Genomic DNA, 16656 nt, shown 5'->3' on the forward strand with positions numbered 1-16656 from the left:
ACCTAGGAACCGGGCCGCGCAGCGAAAGAGGCCGGGGCATGGCCCCGGCCTCTGGTGTCGTATGCGTGATGGTGCTGGGTCGTCAGTCGGCTCGCGCGGTGAGCGCCTCGTCGGCGTCCCGCAGCGCCTTGGACAGCGCGTCGTGGGCGCGGGCGCGCAGCCGTTCGAACGCCTGCGCGGTGGGTGAGGCCGGCTCGGCCTGGTAGACGACGAGCTGCTGGTGCGGCGCCCCGTTGACGGTGAACGCCGAGAACAGGATGTGCAGATCGCCCACGACCGGATGGCGCAGGTGCTTGCCCTCCTGCGTCTTGGGCTTGACGTCGTGCCGGCCCCACAGCTCGGCGAACTCGGCACTGGCCTCCGACAGGTCCGCCACCACCTCGGCGATACGCGGATTGCCGGGGTCATGGCCGTAGGCGGCGCGGAGCTCCGCCACGCACGAATGCGCCACCCGCTCCCACTCCTGGTAGAACTCCCGTCCGGCCGGGTCGGCGAACACCATGCGGGCCAGGTTGTCGGGCGGGTCGAAGCCCTCGTGCAGCGCGGCGGCCATGGGGTTGCGGGCCAGGATGTCCAGCGCGGGGCCGAGCGCGAAGGCGGGCGAGGCGGACCAGCCGTCCATCAGCTGCAGCAGTTGCGGGCTGACGGGGGTGTCCTGCGCGCCCCGCCAGGTCCGCGCCTCCGGCGGCCGGACCAGCCGCCACAGGTGCTCGGTGGCGGGCGCGTCCAGGCGCAGCGCCCGCGCGACCGCGTCGACCACCTGCGGGGAGGGGCTGGACTCGCGGCCCTGTTCCAGCCGTACGTAGTAGTCGCTGCTCATGCCGGCCAGCATCGCCACCTCCTCGCGGCGCAGGCCCTTGACCCGGCGGCGGCCGTACTCGGGCAGGCCGACGTCCTGTGGCTTGAGCGCTTCGCGGCGGGCGCGCAGGAAGTCGCCCAGCGGAGTGCCGGTCATGCCACGTCCTTCGCCGGGCAAGGCTGCGGGAGGGCGCCGAGCGGGCTCGTGAGGGCTGTCATGTCCGTCCTTTCCCTGTGCGGGACCGTTCAGAAGGTGATGGTCGCCTTTTGCTTGGCTGTGCCGCGTGGCGAGGTCGATGAGCGCCTGGCGGGCGTCGGCGAAGGTGTAGGGGGTGCCGCCTGCTTGGCGAGCGCGTCCAGACACCCCGGTACGGGGACGGTGCCGGTGTAGCCCGCCGTCGCCAGCGCCCTCACCCGCTTCTCCCCCTCCAGCCGTCACCGCTACAGCCTCATGAACACCGCATTCGTTGAGTAACTTCCGCCGTGGCGGGCTGCGGGCGGGCCCTGCCGTCCTCATCTGATGCCGGCCCGGAGGTGCTGGAGATCGTCCAGGTGCCCCGGCCAGCCTGGGAGTGACACACCCAGGCAGCGTCACCCGCGTCTGCCTAACCTCGGATGTCATGGACAGTGAGCGCAACGACCCGTTGGGGAGGTTCCTGACAGAGCGCCGCGCGCTCGTGCGGCCCGAGCAGGCCGGGCTGTCCCCGGACGGCCGCCGTCAGGTGAAGGGCCTGCGCCGCGACGAGGTCGCCCACCTGGCCGGTCTCAGCCCCGGCTACTATGCCCGGCTCGAGCAGGGCCGCGAGCGTCCCACCCGGCAGACGGTGGAGAGCCTGGCTCGGGCGCTGCGCCTGGACGAGCACGCCCGGGCAGAGCTGTACCGGCTGGCCCGGCCCACCGTCGCCCGCCGCCGTCCCGGCCGCGTCGAGCGCGTCGCGCCCGAGGTGCTGGCCCTGCTGCACGACTGGACGGCGGCCCCGGCGTACGTCCTGGGCTGGTCCTTCGACGTGCTGGCCCGCAACCCGCTGGCGGCCGTGCTGCACAACCGTTTCGTCCTCGGCGACAACCTGCTGCGCATGATCTTCCTCGACCCGGCGGGACGGCAGTTCTTCCGCGACTGGACCGGCACCGCCCGGGCCGCCGTCCACGACCTTCGTCATGCGGCCCGTCAGAGCCCGGACGAGCACCGCCTGCGTGAACTCGTCGGTGAGCTGGCGATCGCCAGCCACGACTTCCGCCAGTTGTGGGCCGCCCCCGAGCCGCGCGGCGCGCTCACGCCCGGCAGCCACTTTCACCACCCCGACGTGGGCGACCTGCGTCTGCGCACCGAGATCTTCCCGATCGCCAGCGGGCCCGGCCTGCGGCTCGTCGCCCACCCGGCCGAGCCGGACTCGCCCTCCGCCCAGGCCCTGGCCCTGCTGGGCACGCTGGCCATCCGGCCTGCGGAGTAGTCCTGTCACGCCAGATGCGTTCCCGCCGATGACCCGGCTCGCCGATCGCCTGTACGCGGCCCGGACAGTCGCCTTCACCGGCCGCGGTTCTGTTCGCCCACGGGCGGGCCGTCATCGGGCGAGTTGGTGGAGCCAGTCGCGGAGGAGCGCGGTCTCGGTCGGGCGAAGCGGGAGAGGCGCCCCCTCCACGGCGGCGGTGGTGAGGGCGGCATCAAGGGCGAGGGCCCGGGAAGCGAGGCCGGTGTCCGCGGCGGGGGGCGGGTCGGTGGTGAGGGAGCCGATGAGGGCGTCGCGCATTCTCGTGGAGACCTCCGGCTCGCGGTCCTCCGCGGGGGCGCCGATGAGCGACAGGGTGACGCCGGTGACGCCGGCGTGCAGGAGGTGGGCGGCGATGAGCGCCGGGACCCGGAGGCGGCCGGCGGCGGCGACGCGGTCGAGGAACCTCAGCAGGAGACTGTGGGCCTCCTGGGCCGCGGGCGGGCGGCGACCGGGGCGGTCGGTCCCGAACATCAGCACGTAGAAGGCGGGGTGGCGCAGGCCGTAGTCGACGTGCGCGTCCCAGCCGCGGCGCAGGTCGTCGACCGGGTCGTCGGTGTGCTGTAGCTGGTGCTTCTCGGCCAGGTAGAGGTCGAAGCCGTGGATGGCCAGCGCCGCGAGGAGGGCGTCCTTGTCGCCGAAGAGCTGGTAGAGGGAGGCGGCCCGGATGCCGGCCGCGGCGGCGACGGAGCGGGTGGAGACCGCCTGGGCGCCCTCCCGTTCCAGGATGCCGGCCGCCGCCTCGAGGATCTGCCGCCGGGTACAGGCCTTCGCGTCATCCACGTTGCAATGCTACGGCATTTGGCGTATCACTGGAACGTACAGTGATACGCAAATAGGCGTGGCAGTGATACATAGAGGGAGAAGCCAATGAACCGTGTCGGATACGGCGCCATGCAACTGGCTGGGCCGAACGTGTTGGGGCTGCCGGACGACCCCGAGGCGGCGCGGCGGGTGCTGCGCCTGGCGGTCGAGCTGGGGGTCACGTTCTTCGACACCGCGAACGCCTACGGGCCGCGTACGGTGAACCAGCTGATCGGGGAGGCGCTGCAGCCGTTCCCGGAAGGAGTGATCGTCGGCAACAAGGTCGGCGCCGGGCGGGGCCCGGACGGGTCGTGGATCATCACCGACCACCCCGACACGGTACGCCGGCAGGTCCACGAGGCGCTGGCGGACCTGGGTGCGGAGGCGAGCGAGCTGACGTACCTGCGGCTCGCCGGCGACACTCCGGGAACGCACAGCGACGTGCCGCTCGAGGATTCGCTCGGGGTGCTCGTCGAACTGCGCGACCAGGGGCTCATCCGCCGCATCGGCCTGTCCGGCGCGACGCCGGAGATGCTGGCCCGCGCGCAGAAGATGACGCCGATCGCGGCCGTGCAGAACCGCTTCAACCTGCTCGACCGCAGCGGTGTGCAGATCCTCGCCGACTGTGAGGCGCAGGGCGTCATGTTCGTCCCCTACTTCCCGCTGGCCTCCGGGCAGCTCGCCGGCCATCGCGAGCTGACAGGTCCCGCGGAACGCCTCGGCGTGACGCCGAGCCAGGTCGCGCTGGCCTGGCTGCTGCGCCGCTCTCCCGCCATCGTCGTCATCCCCGGCACGACGAACCCCGCTCACCTGCGCGCCAACATCGCCGCGGCAGAGGTCGCCGAGCACTTGACCGAAGCCGAGGTGGCTCGCCTGACCGGTCTTGTCGACGAGTCGAAGGCCGTCCTCGGCCGGCCGGACCAGTCCACGTTCGACGCGCTCAGGTCCGTGGCGGAAGGCCGCCGCTGAGCGACCACTCGACGAGCGACGAGCAGGGCAGATCCGGCAACCCGCGCGGCACGTACGTCAGGCGGCGGCGCGGTCGCCGGTGCGGCGGCGGCGCAGGTCGGCTCGCTCGAGCGCGGGCGGTACGTAGGCGATGTCGAGCGTGCCCGGGTTCACCCCGGGCGGGACCACCTGGTCGATCCGGTCGAGGGTGTCGTCGTCGAGGGTGGTGCCGGCGCCGGCGAGCAGGTCTTCGAGCTGCGCCATGGTGCGGGGGCCGATGATCGCCGAGGAGACCGCGGGATGGCTGATGACGAAGGCCAGGGCCAGATGGGTGAGCGACAGACCGGCCTGCTCGGCGATCGGGACGAGTTCTTCGACGGCATCGTGGTTGCGCTTGTCGGTCATGTGCCTGGGCACCCAGCGCATGCGGGCGTCGGAGACTTGTTCGTTGCCGCCCTTGCGGTAGCGGCCGGTGAGCATGCGGTTCAGGATCGAGTACGGCGGCTGTTCGGTGCGGAAGCGGGCCAGCCCGCGCCGTTCGGAAGCCCATTGGGCCTCGACGATCTCCGCGGCCGGCAGGCTGGAGTGGCCGATCGCGCGTACCTTGCCCGCCTGCATCAGGTCGGTCAGGGCGGCGAGGGTTTCCTCGATGTCGGTGCCGGGCTCGGGGTGGTGGACCTGGTAGAGGTCGAGGTGGTCGACGCCGAGACGCCGCAGCGAGTTCTCGGCCGCGGTGACGATCCAGCGGCGGGAGCTGCCGCGCTGGTTGGGGTCGGCGCCCATGGGGCCGTTGAACTTGGTGGCGAGCACCACGTCGTCGCGCCGGCCGCGCAGCGCCTTGCCCACGATCCGTTCGGTTTCGCCGTCACCGCCGTAGACGTCGGCGGTGTCGATGAAGTTGATGCCGGCGTCGAGGGCCCGGTGGACGATGGCGACGCAGGCGTCGGGGTCGGGGTTGCCGAACGGGCCGAACATCATGGTGCCGAGGCAGTAGGGGCTGACCTTGATGCCGGTACGGCCCAGGGGGCGGGTGCGCATGATCTGTTCCTTCGGAAGGCGGAGAGCCGGGTGGTCCGAGGCGGCCAGGGAAGGCCGCCTCGGACCGGATGAGTGCGTTGGTGGTCAGCCGGCGTACGGGGCGGCGACGTCGAGGATCCAGGTGACGCCGAAGCGGTCGGTCAGCATCCCGAAGCCCGGGGCCCACTGCGACGGGCCGTACTTGTCGATGATGTGGGCGCCGTCGGTGAGCTTGTCCCACAGCGCGCCGACTTCCTCGGCGGTCTCGCCGCGGACGGACACGAAGAACCGCTCGCCGGTCAGCGTCATGCCGTGCTCGCGAGTGGTGGCGGCGGGCGCGGCGGCGGCCGGCGCCTGGCTGGGCACGTCGTAAGCCATGATGGTGAAGCCGTTGTCGGCCGTGACCTGGCCGAAAACGATCTTGTCGGCGTCCGGCAGGTCCTTCGGCATGCCGAAGTCGCCGTACGCGATGGTGGTGAGGTGGCCGCCGAACACGCTCTGGTAGAACTCCAGCGCCGCGCGGGCGTCGCCGCGGAAGTTCAGGTGGGTGGTGGTGGAGATGGCCATGCTGGTGGCTCCTTATTGATCTTCCGGGCGCGGTGCGCCCGGTGTGGGATATGGGTGTCGGACGGCCGAATCGGCGAGTCCCCGCAGTGCTGCTGGAGGGGCCGTCCGGATCGCGTGGCTGACCGGCCCGACATGAAGAGTCGCAGGGGTAGGTGACAGGATGTGGCACCTACTTCGGGCAGGATGAGGTTCATGCAGAAAACCTCTGCCCGGCTGCTGGCTCTGCTGTCGCTGCTGCAGACCCGCCGGGACTGGCCCGGCACGGTGCTGGCCGACCGCCTGGACATCAGCCTGCGCACCGTGCGCCGCGATGTCGACCGGCTCCGCGAACTCGGCTACCCCATCGCCGCCGTCAAAGGCCCTGACGGCGGCTACCGGCTCAGCGCCGGCAGCGAACTGCCCCCGCTGCTGTTCGACGACGAACAGGCCGTCGCCCTCACCATCGCCTTGCAGATCGTCGCCACCAACCCCGGCAGCGGCCTCGCCGAACCCGCCGAACGGGCACTGAACACCATCCGGCAGATCATGCCCTCCCGGCTCCGGCACCGCATCGACGCGCTGCGCGTCACCGCCGTCGAACGACCTGTCACCCGGCCGGCCACCCCGGTCGACGGCGACGTGCTCCTGACCATCAGCGCCGCCGTCCACGCCCGCGAGGTCCTGCGCTTCGACTACGGCGCCGAGGTCACGGACGAACCCCCGCGCCGCGTCGAACCCCACCACGTCATCACCTGGGACGGACGCTGGTACCTCATCGCCTGGGACCTCGACCGCGACGACTGGCGCACCTTCCGCGCCGACCGGATCACCCCGCGCAGCCCCAACGGCCCCCGGTTCACTCCACGCGCACTGCCCGGAGGAGACGTCGCCGCCTTCGTCACCAGCACGTTCCGCGGCTCTGGCGACGCCTCGGGCAACTGGCCCTGCCAAGGCACGGTGATCCTCGACCTGCCCGCCGCCACCGTGGCTCGCTACACCCGCGAGGGACTCGTCGAGGAGATCAGCCCCTGCCGCTGCCGGCTCACCCTCGGATCCTGGTCCTGGCCGAGCCTCGCCGCCGCCATCGCCCGCTACGACGCCGACATCGAAGTCGTCGGCCCCGACGAACTCACCGACGCCTTCGAACACCTCGCCCGCCGGTTCACCAGAACCGCAACCGGCCACGGCATCGCATCACCGACATCGTGAGTCGTCTGGACGAGATGGTCACCGACGGCCGCCGTTCATGCATCTCGTGCGCACCGATGAGCGCCAGGCTCGGCCGCCGCCACTCCAGGGCTTTCGTCCTTCTCGGGCACTGCCCAAATGCCCTGGGTCCATTCATGGCCGGCTTTCATGCTTGTACAGATGTCGGCTGAAGAATGGGGGGTCATATGACGGCGCCAGAACCCAAAATGAGCACCCCAACTTGGATCATCGTGACGGTGTCTCTGGCGATCATCGGCGTGATCGGCCCTGCCGTGACCGAGTGGCTGCTGGACAGAGCGTCTTCCGACTCAGCCACCACGACGGCAGTGGCAACGCCCGAGCGGAGGCCCGTACCGACAGCCACGCCCGCAACAGCCCAGGCGGAGCCGGGTGTGTCTCTGATCGACCTGGATCCGATGGCAGAAGCCGGCGCAGTACCGCTCAGACCCGGCACCGCCACTGTTGACGGCCGCAGCACGGATCACGCCCTGGTGATTCAGCAGAGCGGAAGTTGCGCGGCATCGTCCTCGTACCGCCTCGGCGGGGGCCGATACAAAAGGTTCACCGCGGACGCCGCCATTCCGGACGGGGCGAGCGCCGACACCTCGGCCAGTTTCACGGTTGCTGTCAACGGGCGGGCGGGATCAGCCGAGACAGTGGAAGTCGTATTCGGCCGGCCGAAGCACATAGAATTCCCGGTCGAGAATGCGCGCACACTTACTCTCTCGATATTCGCGTGCGATCAGGACGCTCAGGCCGCCTGGATGGAGCCGACCCTGTCGAGATAAGCGCCGCGGCTCGACGGGCGCTTCTCCCGGCCCCCTGGAGTCCCCCGGAGAAGGACTGCGGCCCAGGGGGGTGCGGGCTTCGGTGGTCAGCGGGTGGGGTGGAAGGGGAGGCCGATGTTCTCGCCCCGCATCAGCCGGTCGATCGACTGCTGCATCATCTTGCTGTCGTTGAGGTGCGGGAACGGCTCGGCGGGAACGTCCACGCCGAGGAAGCGGCACAGCGGCTCCCACCCCTCGCGGACGTCGAACACCAGCAGCCGGTCGGCCGGCAGGCTCTCCTTGACCGTGGCGATGTGCCGTTCGAACGCCAGGATGCTCTCCTTCTCGTCGGGGACCTCGCCGAAGGGCCGGTCGCTGCCCAGCCCCTCCCGGATCATGCGTTCCAGCAGCGGGCGGGTGGTCTGCATGTTCTCCACCAGGCCGGCCATCTCGGGCGCCAGCTTCTCGGTCTGCAGCCGCGCCGGGCCGTTGGTGATGAGCGTCCGCATGCTCGCGAACCAGGCCTCCGGGTCGCGTACGGTGAGGACCACCTTGGCCTCCGGGTACGCGGCCGCCAGTTCGCGCCAGAAGAACGCGGCCGGCCAGTCCACGGAGGACCTGAACCCCTCGAGCACGTGGTCCCAGTCCGGCACCGTGCCGGGGTCGGCCAGGGGCGCCCAGCGCCGGGCGCGGTCGGGATCGGACCCGACGTCGAACATGTGGTGGCAGGGACCGAATCCCAGCTGTTCCAGTGCCGCCTTCATCGAACTCGTACCGGTGCGCGGGAAGCCCGCGCCGATCACGGTCAGCATGACGCTCCTCCATGAGGTTCGGCTTGGCCCCGATCATGGTGGTGTGATCATGGGCATGGCAATCCCCCCGCGGCGATTTTCCGGGAGGGCTCAGGATGGCGGGTCGTAGCGGGCGGCGAGCGCGGCGGCGCGGGTGCGGAGCGCGGCGCGCAACCACTGCGGGGCCAGGGCCTCGGCGTTCGTGCTGAGCTGCCACAGCGCCCATTCGGCGTGCCTCCGGTCCTGGAAGGTCACCTCCAGGCGCAGCCAGCCGTCCGGGTCGCCGGCCTCCTCGGCGAGTACGGCCAGCGCGGTGCCCACCAGGTCCTCCCGGCGCGCCGGGTGCACCCGGGCCAGCACGGTGACCTGGTCGCCGCCGGCGCGGAAGCGGGTGCCGCGTTCGCGCCAGGCCCGGTCGAGGTCGACGCGGGGCGGGCGCTGCGCGGGCTCGGCGAGCGCCTCGGCGGCCAGGATGCGCGACAGCCGGTAGGTGCGGTCCGCGCCCTGCCGCGTGGCCAGCAGGTAGCCCCGCTCGCGTACGGTGACCAGGCCGACCGGGTCCACCGTGCGCCACCGCGGGGCCTCGTCGGCGGCGGCGTAGTGGATCTGGAGCCGGCGTCCGGTGAACACCGCGCGCAGCACCTCGGCCGCCACGGCGTCGGGCACCTCCTCGGCGTCCAGGCGGCGGGAGAGCAGGTCGGTCTCCGGGTCGATGAGCAGCCGCCCGGCCGCGCCGGCCGCGGTGTCGCGATAGCTCGCGGGCAGCGCGTCGACCACCTTGAGCATCGCGGAGGCGAGCGCCGAGCCGAGGCCGAACGCCTGCGCCCCGCGCCGCGACCCGGCGACCAGCAGGGCCAGGGCCTCGTCGGGGTTGAGGCCGGTCAGCTCGGTACGGAAGCCGGGCAGCAGCGCGAAGCCGCCGTGCCGGCCGCGTTCGGCGTAGACCGGGACGCCGGCCGCGGACAGCGCCTCGACGTCGCGCAGCACGGTGCGCGTGGACACCTCCAGCTCGCGGGCCAGCGCGGTCGCGGACATCCGGCCGTGCTGCCGCAGCAGGAGCACCAGCGAGACCAGCCGGTCGGCGCGCATGCGAAAAACCCTATCGAATACACGACAAAGGATGTCGTGATTCGTTGGCAGGCTCATCACCGCAAGCGACAGAGATCGACATCGGACGGAGCGGAAGTGGCGATGCAGCGAACGGCGGTCAACCCGTGGGCGTGGTCGGTGGGACTGGGCTACGACCAGGGGCAGCTCGTCTCCGGGCACACCCGGACCCTGTACTGCGCGGGGCAGGGCGCGATGGACAGCGACGGCAAGCCCCGGCACGCCGGTGACCTGGCGGCGCAGCTCGCGCTGAGCCTCGACAACCTGGAGGCCGTGCTGGGCGGGGCCGGCATGTCCCTCGCGAACCTGGTCCGGCTCACCGTCTGCACCACGGACGTGGACCGGCTCTTCGAGCACTACGGCGTGCTGGCGGGGCGGCTGGGCGCCGCGGGGGCGGCGCCGCCCACCACGATGCTCGGGGTGACCCGGCTGGCGCTGCCCGAGCTGATGGTCGAGCTCGAAGGGACCGCCGTGGCGTGACACCGTCCCGCCGGCCGCTTGATCTTCGGGGGTAGGGTGGGCGGCGTGGGACTGCGACTTGTTCAGGTGAACTTCAAGGCTCGGGACGACGCGGCGCTCGGCCGCTTCTGGGCGGAGGCGCTCGGCTGGGGTCTGGCCAGCGAGGGGCCCGGCGTGACCAACGTCGAACCCCTGGACTTCACCTGGCCGGACCCCACCGCCGTCTGCATCGACGTCGTCACCGTCCCGGATCCCGAGACGGTCCGGTACCGCGTGCACCTCGACCTCGCCACCACCTCGGAGGCGCATCAGGCGGAGCTGGTCGCGCGGCTGACGGAGCTCGGCGCCAAGCCCGCCGACGTGGGCCAGGGCGACGTGCCGTGGACGGTCATGGCCGACCCGGAGGGCAACGTGTTCTGCGTGCTGGAGCCCCGGGAGATCTACCGGGACACCGGTCCGGTCGCCGTCGTGGTGGTCGACTGCGCCGACCCCCGGGCCATGGCGCGGTTCTGGGGCGAGGCGACGGGCTGGGCCACGCACGAGGCGGACGACGACCTCGCGCGGCTGCGGGCGCCCGAAGGCGTCGGGCCGTACCTCGAGTTCGTGCGCGCCGCCGGCCCGCCCGCCGTGTGGACGCGCGTCCACCTGGACCTGCTCCCCGACCCCGTCGAGAACCAGGCGGAGGAGGTGGCCCGGCTACGGGGGCTCGGCGCGGTGCCGGGTGACGTCGGCCAGGGCGACGTGCCGTGGAAGGTCATGGTCGATCCGGAGGGCAACGACTTCTGCGTCCTCGGCCGGGCCTGACCAGGGGCGGTGCGCGGTCAGGCGGTCTCGTCGAGCTGGGCGGCCAGTCGTTCCAGGCCGCCCTTGATGAGCTGCCCGTAGTCGTCGTCGCCGAGCGCGCCGATGCCGTCGCGGGCCTGCCGGAGGTGTTCGCGGGCGCGGTCGAGGTCGCCCAGCTTGCGGTAGCAGTCGGCCAGGTTGAGGTGCAGCGATGGGTACAGGCCGGCCACCGAGAGCGGCACCCCGGCCTCGGCCACCCGCTCGTCGGTGACCCGCTCGACGGCGGCGAGCGCCCGCAGGTCCCACATCAGCTCCTGGCCGACGTCGTCCTGGACGTCGGCCATCGAGTGGGCGAGCACGCAGACGTGCAGCGGGTCGCCCTGCTCGCCGCCGATGTCATCCCAGATCTGGGCGAACAGGTCGCGGGCGGCGTCGCGCCGGCCTTGGTGGTGGTGTAACTCCACGCCCTGGCCGATCCTGGCCATCGTCGGGTCGGCGGTCATCGGCGGCTCCTTCGTCGTACCGGCATGATCGCGATGAGCGTATCCCGGCCGGCGCGGGGTGCTGTCGAATCGGGGGGTGCGCCGATCGTCAGGTAGGTGAGGGCCCGGACGGGAGACGTCCGGGCCCGACCTCGTTCACCCGGCTCCTGGAGGACGCCATGCATCCCCGGCTCAACACCATCGACCTCGTCGTCGCCGACCTGAAGACGTCCATCGCCTTCTACGCCCTGCTCGGCCTGGACTTCACGATCGACGCGCACTCCCCCGAGCACGCCGGCTGCGACCTGCCGAACGGGCTGCACGTCATGCTGGACACCGAGGGCTTCCGCACGCCGTTCCTGCCGGGCTGGACGGCGCCGGCGGGCGGCCCGCGGGCCCTGCTGTGCTTCGAGTTCGACGACCCGGCGCAGGTGGACGCCGCGTACGCCGAGCTGACCGGGGCCGGGCACCGGGGGCTCGCGGAGCCGTTCGACGCGTTCTGGGGTATGCGGTACGCGACGGTGGCCGACCCGGACGGCAACGGCGTGGACCTGTACGCCGCCCTGCCCGCCCGCTGACGTCTGCGAGGAGGACGACGTGAAGTACGTGCTGATGTTCGTCGAGACCGAGGAGTTCGCCCGGAGCCTGGAGGCCATGGGCGAGCTGGAGCGGGAGGCGGCCTACGCGGCCGTCATGCGGTGGTTCGACGAGCACGCCGACCGGATCACCCACCACACCCACCTGGCTCCTGTGCACACCGCCACCACGGTGCGCCTCGGGCCGGGCGAGCCCGTCGTCACCGACGGGCCGTTCGTCGAGGGCAAGGAGGTGGTCAGCGGGTTCGCCGAGGTCGAGGTGGCCGACCTGGACGAGGCGCTGAAGCTGGCCCGCTCGTGGCCGGCCTGCCCGGTCGTGGAGATCCGCCCGGTCGCATGAGGACGCCGGTGCCGGAAGAGGTGCTGGTCCGCGTGGTGCGCGAGCACGCGGGCCGGCTGGCGGCGTCCCTGGTGTCGCTGCTGGGCGACTTCTCCGCCGCCGAGGACCTGGTGCAGGACGCGGTGGAGACCGCGTTGCGGCGCTGGCCGGCGGAGGGCGTGCCGGAGCGGCCGGACGCGTGGCTGTTCACCGTGGCCCGCCGGCGCGGCCTGGACGTGCTGCGCCGCGAGTCCACCTACCGGGCCAAGCTGGCGCGGCTCGCCTGGCCGGCGCCCGCCGCGTCCGACGACCGGCTGCGGCTGATCTTCACCTGCTGCCATCCGGCGTTGTCCAGGGCCGCGCAGATCGCGCTCACGCTGCGGGTGGTGTGCGGGCTGTCCACCGCGCAGATCGCGGCCGCGTTCCTCGTGCCCGAGGCGACGGTGGCGCAGCGGATCACCCGCGCCAAGCGGAAGGTCGCCGAGGCCGGGATCCCGTACCGCATCCCGCCGCAGGACGAGCTGCCGGGCCGCGTCAACGAGGTGCTGGCGGTCATCTACCTGCTGTTCAACGAGGGCTACCTGTCGAGCACCGGCGAGCGGGCCGAGGCCCGGGACCTGGTGGACGACGCGGAGTGGCTGGCCGCGCTGCTGGTCAACCTGCTGCCCAAGGAGCCGGAGGCGGCCGGGCTGCTGGCGCTGATCCGGCTGCACCGGGCCCGCGGCGCGGCCCGCTTCGACGAGCGCGGCCGGCTGGTGCTGCTGGCCGACCAGGACCGCGGCCTGTGGGACCGGCGGGCCATCGCCGAGGCCACGGCGCTGCTGACGCGGGCCGCCCGCGCCCATCGCCGGCCGGGGCCGTACCAGGTGCAGGCCGCCATCGTGGCCTGTCACGCCGAGGCCGCGGCCTTCGCCGACACCGACTGGGCGCAGATCCTGGTGCTGTACGACCTGCTGCTGCGCCTGGCTCCCTCACCGGTCACGCGGGTGCACAGGGCCGTCGCGGTGCGGCACGTCAAGGGGCCCGAGGCGGCCCTGGCCGAGCTGGCGGAGCTCGGCGACGAGCTGGAGCGCTATCCGCTCCTGCACGCCACCCGCGCCGAGCTGCTGCGTGAGCTGGGCCGCCGCGAGGAGGCCCGCCGCGCCGACGAGCGGGCGCTGGAGCTGACCGCGAACCCGGCCCAGCAGGCGCTGCTGGAGCGGCGCCTCGGCTGGGACTGACCCTCACCCGCGCGACGAGGTCAGGTAATCCTGCAGCTCCCGGTGCCTGAACTGGTACGTCGCGCCGCTGACGCGCAGCAGCCGGGCCTCGCACGCCCAGTCGAGGAAGGCCCAGAGCCGCAGCGGGAGCAGGCCGCGCGTGGCCGCGACGACCAGGCCGATCATCGTACGGGTCCAGGCGAGCGCGCCGAAGGCCAGGCCGAACGTGACGCCGCCGACGAGCGCGCACGCCAGCGACTCCACGACGTCCTGGCGCATCACGAACACCAGGAAGGCGGCCACGCCGCCGGTGAGCCCGAAGGCCACCCCGGTCGCCGGGTTGCGGTGCAGCGCCTCACGCGGATGGGCCAGCTCGGTCTCCATGCTCCACCCGCCGGCGGCGATCTTGAAGACCACGCCGAGCGCGAACGCCAGCACGAACGCGCCGCTCACGCCCACGGCCAGCGGCACCGGGCCGGCGTCCGCCAGCCGCAGCGGCGCGAGCCCGGTCAGCGCCCCGCACAGCCCGAAGCCGGTCAGCGTGACGGGCTCGGCCCTGATCGCCTCGGACACCGTCATCCGCTCGGCCCCGTCCCGGCCGGCGGCGGTCAGCCCGATGACCGCGCCGAGCGCCATCCCGCCGGTCCCTCCCGCGGCGACGGCGAAGGCCGGCCCGAAGATCTCCTCCCCGGTCAGCGCCAGCCCGGCCAGGCCGCCGAGCACCCCGACGGGCACGCCCGCCAGGGCCCCGAGCAGCGCGCCCGCCAGGCGCCGCCGCCGGGGGACGTTGCTCCGCCCGCCCGCCGCGGCCGGCCACGGCGACCACGACAGGCCGGTCACGATGCCCACCCAGGACGTCATGAGCGCCAGATGAAGCAGCCGCTCCGTCCCCGGCCCCGCGCCCGGCCCGCCGAGCACGTCCATCGTGGACCCCCTCCAGAAGGCCAGCATGGCGACGACCGCGAGGACGGCGGAGCACAGGCAGTGCAGCACCCGGACCAGCCGCCAGCCGCCGATCGGCCACAGCAGGTGCGGGACGAGGTCGATCCCGGTCAGGCCGGGCGGCGGCCGGTCCGCCCCGGCGGTCCTCGCGGCCTGCCACTGCAGGTGGGCGGCCAGGCGCACGAGCCACGCCCGCACCTGGTCCGGCTGGTACGGCGTGCCCGGCGCGGCCCGGGGCGTGAGCCGGGTGGCGGCGGGGACGTACGCCTCCAGCAGCCGCCGGGCGATCCGCGCGGCCCCCGCGCGCGGGTCGTCGCGCGGGTCGGCGCGCAGCAGGTCGTGCGGGTCCGCGCCGGACTCCACGGCGGTGACGGTCAGCAGCAGCCGCCACGGCGTGGCGAGGGCGGCGTGCACGATCCCGCCCGACGGCCCGCGCAGCGCCTCCTGGACGCCGTCGCTGTGCGGCGCGCACGGGTGGCCGTCCGGCCAGCGGGCCCGCAGGTAGCCGGCGATCTGCCCGGCGGCCAGGTCGCGCAGCCGGACGGTGGTGGCGCCGGCCAGCGCGGCGCCGGCCGCGCGCAGCTCGGCGTGCCGGTCGGCGCGGCAGGTCACCACCACCGCTCCGGGACGCCGTCCCGACAGGTCGCTGTAGCGGTTCAGCTCGGCCAGCAGCGCGATCGCGCGGCGCGGAGGGCCTTGCGACGGCTCGGGGTCCAGCTCGTCCAGGCCGTCCACGACCGGCAGCACGCGGCGGTCCCGCACCAGCCGCAGGGCGTCGTCGGGCGCGAGCCCGAACTCGTGCGCGAGCTGCTCGGCCAGCCACGGCTCGAACGGCCGGCCCAGGGTCCAGCGGGCCGCGTTCAGCCGGACCGGCACCGCCGCCGGGTGGCCCGGGGGCGGGGCCGGAGTCAGCCAGGGCTCCAGCAGTTGCAGCACCAGCTCGATGGCGAGCACCGTCTTGCCCGCGCCGGACCCGCCGGCCACCATCAGGCGCCGGGGGCGCAGGGCGGTGAAGAAGCGGCCGATCGTGTGGACGTCGTGCGGGTCGTCGCCGCCTGGCCGGTCGCGGGGGCCGTGCTCGCCGTCGGGGGCGTGCCCGCCGTCGGGGGCGTGCTCGCCGTCCGGGCCGGAGGCGAAGGAGACGGAGGCGAAGGAGACGGGCGCGAAGGAGACGGGCGCGAGGTCGTAGCCGCCGAGCAGCCCCTTGCGGGCCCGGTCCTCCTCGCGGGCCACGCGCCGCACGAGCAGCTCGACCACCGGGTCGAAGGGCGCCAGGACGGGCTGCTCCCCGGGGCCGGACGCCCCGGGGTCGGGGGGTGGGGGGTCGGGCGGGGCGGGGCCGGAAGGGGCGGGGTCGGGGGTGGCGAGGGCCGCGCGGGCGGCGCGCCACCGTTCGAGCTCGCCGGGGATCAGCTCCGGCGGGTGCTCGCAGGAGCGCAGGCAGGCGGTGACGAAGGCGCGCACGAACTCCCACCGCGGCAGCCGGTCGCGCTGCCGTAACACGTGCGAGGTCGTGCTCTTCGGCAGCGCGTCCACCAGGGACCCGTCCGCGGCCGCCGTCTGCCCGCCGAGCGAGCGCAGCCGGCTCAGCGACGGCTCGCCCGCCCACCGCCGCAGCAGGGCCAGCGACCCGACGAACTCGGGGACGCTGCCGGCCCGCGCCGGGTCGGGCGGCCCTGGACGCCGGCCGTCGGTCATTCCCCCGACCTCACCAGCGCCCAGGTGAACCTGGCCCGCCCGCGCCGGGGCCACCCGCTCCATGTCCAGCCGCTCCATGTCCAGCCGCTCCGTGTCCACACGCCCTCCAGCGTCTGCACGTGCCGCGCCTCCATCAGGAAGTTGCGCGCCTCGTCGGCCTCCACCAGCTCCCGCCCGACCGCGATCGGCACGAACCCGTGCCGGGGGATGTAGACCCAGCGGCCGCGGTCCCAGTCGTAGGGGTCGAACCAGCGGTGCCGGACCGTCCCGGACATCCGCACCCGCGACCCGTCCCTGGTCAGGACGAAGGAGCCGTGCGAGCGCAGCAGGCTCATCCGGCTCACGTAGAACAGCTCGGTGCCGATGAAGGCGTTGATCCTGGCGTCCCAGTGGTCGCTGAGCCAGGCCGAGTCGTGGTCGGCCAGCAGCCGGGCCCGCCCGGCGAGCTGGCGTTCGAAGCGGCGCTGGTTCCTGCGCTCGGCCTTCTTGATCACCTTGAACGAGCGCAGCCAGCGCAGCGACATGGTCCTGGACGCGCCCACGCCGTCCATGAAGTGCGCCAGGAAGTCGGAGGCGATCGGGTGGTGGTCGCGGCCGCGGTCGATGATGGACCGGAACAGGCCGACCAGCTCCGGGACGGGCTTACCCGTCCTGCGGCGTAGCCCTCGCAGGAACATGCCGGTTTTCTCCGCGGTGCGATCGAA

General features: G+C 73.2%; 18 protein-coding genes. 9 read left to right on the forward strand and 9 right to left on the reverse strand.

Annotation, left to right across the window (positions count from 1 at the left end; translation table 11 throughout):
• Window positions 1–82 precede the first annotated feature (82 nt).
• Window positions 83–955, reverse strand: coding sequence for a helix-turn-helix transcriptional regulator (locus tag MF672_RS50300; protein WP_242377585.1), 873 nt, complete (start codon window positions 953–955; stop codon window positions 83–85).
• Window positions 956–1418: 463 nt separating this feature from the next.
• Here MF672_RS50300 and MF672_RS50305 point away from each other — a divergent pair, with 463 nt between their 5' ends.
• Entirely contained in the window at window positions 1419–2249 is an 831-nt protein-coding gene (locus MF672_RS50305) for a helix-turn-helix domain-containing protein (RefSeq protein WP_242377583.1), read from the forward strand.
• 111 nt (window positions 2250–2360) lie between these two features.
• Here the strand turns inward: MF672_RS50305 and MF672_RS50310 are convergent, their stop codons facing one another.
• Window positions 2361–3068, reverse strand: coding sequence for a TetR/AcrR family transcriptional regulator (locus MF672_RS50310; RefSeq protein WP_242377581.1), 708 nt, complete (start codon window positions 3066–3068; stop codon window positions 2361–2363).
• Between the two features lie 87 nt (window positions 3069–3155).
• Between MF672_RS50310 and MF672_RS50315 the strand changes: the two genes are divergently transcribed.
• Window positions 3156–4058: an aldo/keto reductase gene (locus tag MF672_RS50315; RefSeq protein WP_242377579.1), complete on the forward strand. Its 903-nt coding sequence runs from the start codon at window positions 3156–3158 to the stop codon at window positions 4056–4058.
• Window positions 4059–4115: 57 nt separating this feature from the next.
• Here MF672_RS50315 and MF672_RS50320 read toward each other — a convergent pair whose 3' ends face one another.
• Complete coding sequence (locus tag MF672_RS50320; protein ID WP_242377577.1) at window positions 4116–5075, reverse strand: aldo/keto reductase; 960 nt, start codon at window positions 5073–5075, stop codon at window positions 4116–4118.
• Between the two features lie 84 nt (window positions 5076–5159).
• The gene (locus MF672_RS50325) at window positions 5160–5621 is read right to left on the reverse strand and encodes a VOC family protein (RefSeq protein ID WP_242377574.1); all 462 of its coding nucleotides are present in this window, start codon (window positions 5619–5621) and stop codon (window positions 5160–5162) included.
• A gap of 192 nt (window positions 5622–5813) precedes the next feature.
• On the opposite strand from MF672_RS50325, the gene MF672_RS50330 reads away from it, so the two are divergent.
• Window positions 5814–6809 carry a helix-turn-helix transcriptional regulator gene (locus MF672_RS50330; protein WP_242377572.1) on the forward strand — a complete coding sequence of 332 codons (996 nt, stop codon included), beginning with the start codon at window positions 5814–5816 and terminating at the stop codon, window positions 6807–6809.
• A 236-nt stretch (window positions 6810–7045) separates the two neighbouring features.
• Window positions 7046–7597 carry an NPCBM/NEW2 domain-containing protein gene (locus MF672_RS50335; protein ID WP_242377570.1) on the forward strand — a complete coding sequence of 184 codons (552 nt, stop codon included), beginning with the start codon at window positions 7046–7048 and terminating at the stop codon, window positions 7595–7597.
• Window positions 7598–7683: 86 nt separating this feature from the next.
• On the opposite strand, the gene MF672_RS50340 is transcribed toward MF672_RS50335, so the two are convergent.
• Both MF672_RS50340 and MF672_RS50345 read right to left on the reverse strand, forming a co-directional pair.
• Window positions 7684–8388: a sulfotransferase family protein gene (locus tag MF672_RS50340; protein ID WP_242377568.1), complete on the reverse strand. Its 705-nt coding sequence runs from the start codon at window positions 8386–8388 to the stop codon at window positions 7684–7686.
• 90 nt (window positions 8389–8478) lie between these two features.
• Entirely contained in the window at window positions 8479–9456 is a 978-nt protein-coding gene (locus MF672_RS50345; protein WP_242377566.1) for a helix-turn-helix transcriptional regulator, read from the reverse strand.
• Between the two features lie 102 nt (window positions 9457–9558).
• On the opposite strand from MF672_RS50345, the gene MF672_RS50350 reads away from it, so the two are divergent.
• Together MF672_RS50350 and MF672_RS50355 are read left to right on the forward strand one after the other, a co-directional pair.
• Window positions 9559–9954 carry a RidA family protein gene (locus tag MF672_RS50350; RefSeq protein WP_242377652.1) on the forward strand — a complete coding sequence of 132 codons (396 nt, stop codon included), beginning with the start codon at window positions 9559–9561 and terminating at the stop codon, window positions 9952–9954.
• Between the two features lie 45 nt (window positions 9955–9999).
• Window positions 10000–10737, forward strand: a complete 738-nt coding sequence (locus MF672_RS50355; RefSeq protein ID WP_242377563.1) for a VOC family protein — start codon at window positions 10000–10002, stop codon at window positions 10735–10737.
• Between the two features lie 17 nt (window positions 10738–10754).
• Here MF672_RS50355 and MF672_RS50360 read toward each other — a convergent pair whose 3' ends face one another.
• A complete protein-coding gene (locus MF672_RS50360) occupies window positions 10755–11219 on the reverse strand; it encodes a tetratricopeptide repeat protein (RefSeq protein WP_242377561.1) in 465 nt (154 codons plus the stop codon).
• A gap of 158 nt (window positions 11220–11377) precedes the next feature.
• On the opposite strand from MF672_RS50360, the gene MF672_RS50365 reads away from it, so the two are divergent.
• From MF672_RS50365 to MF672_RS50375, 3 genes are read left to right on the forward strand one after another with little or no spacing between them, the layout of a single operon-like run.
• Window positions 11378–11776 (forward strand): VOC family protein, encoded by a 399-nt coding sequence (locus MF672_RS50365; protein ID WP_242377559.1) that lies wholly within the window; start codon window positions 11378–11380, stop codon window positions 11774–11776.
• A 19-nt stretch (window positions 11777–11795) separates the two neighbouring features.
• Window positions 11796–12134: a YciI family protein gene (locus MF672_RS50370; RefSeq protein ID WP_242377556.1), complete on the forward strand. Its 339-nt coding sequence runs from the start codon at window positions 11796–11798 to the stop codon at window positions 12132–12134.
• Complete coding sequence (locus tag MF672_RS50375) at window positions 12131–13333, forward strand: RNA polymerase sigma factor (RefSeq protein ID WP_242377553.1); 1203 nt, start codon at window positions 12131–12133, stop codon at window positions 13331–13333. The genes MF672_RS50370 and MF672_RS50375 overlap by 4 nt, the downstream gene beginning before the upstream one ends.
• A gap of 3 nt (window positions 13334–13336) precedes the next feature.
• On the opposite strand, the gene MF672_RS50380 is transcribed toward MF672_RS50375, so the two are convergent.
• Both MF672_RS50380 and MF672_RS50385 read right to left on the reverse strand, forming a co-directional pair.
• Entirely contained in the window at window positions 13337–16051 is a 2715-nt protein-coding gene (locus MF672_RS50380; RefSeq protein ID WP_242377551.1) for an NACHT domain-containing protein, read from the reverse strand.
• Window positions 15949–16629 (reverse strand): hypothetical protein, encoded by a 681-nt coding sequence (locus tag MF672_RS50385; RefSeq protein WP_247815822.1) that lies wholly within the window; start codon window positions 16627–16629, stop codon window positions 15949–15951. Before MF672_RS50385 ends, MF672_RS50380 begins: the two co-directional genes overlap by 103 nt.
• Between the last annotated feature and the right edge of the window lie 27 nt (window positions 16630–16656).

Origin of the sequence: Actinomadura luzonensis, from assembly GCF_022664455.2 — a bacterium.
Lineage (GTDB): Bacteria > Actinomycetota > Actinomycetes > Streptosporangiales > Streptosporangiaceae > Nonomuraea > Nonomuraea luzonensis.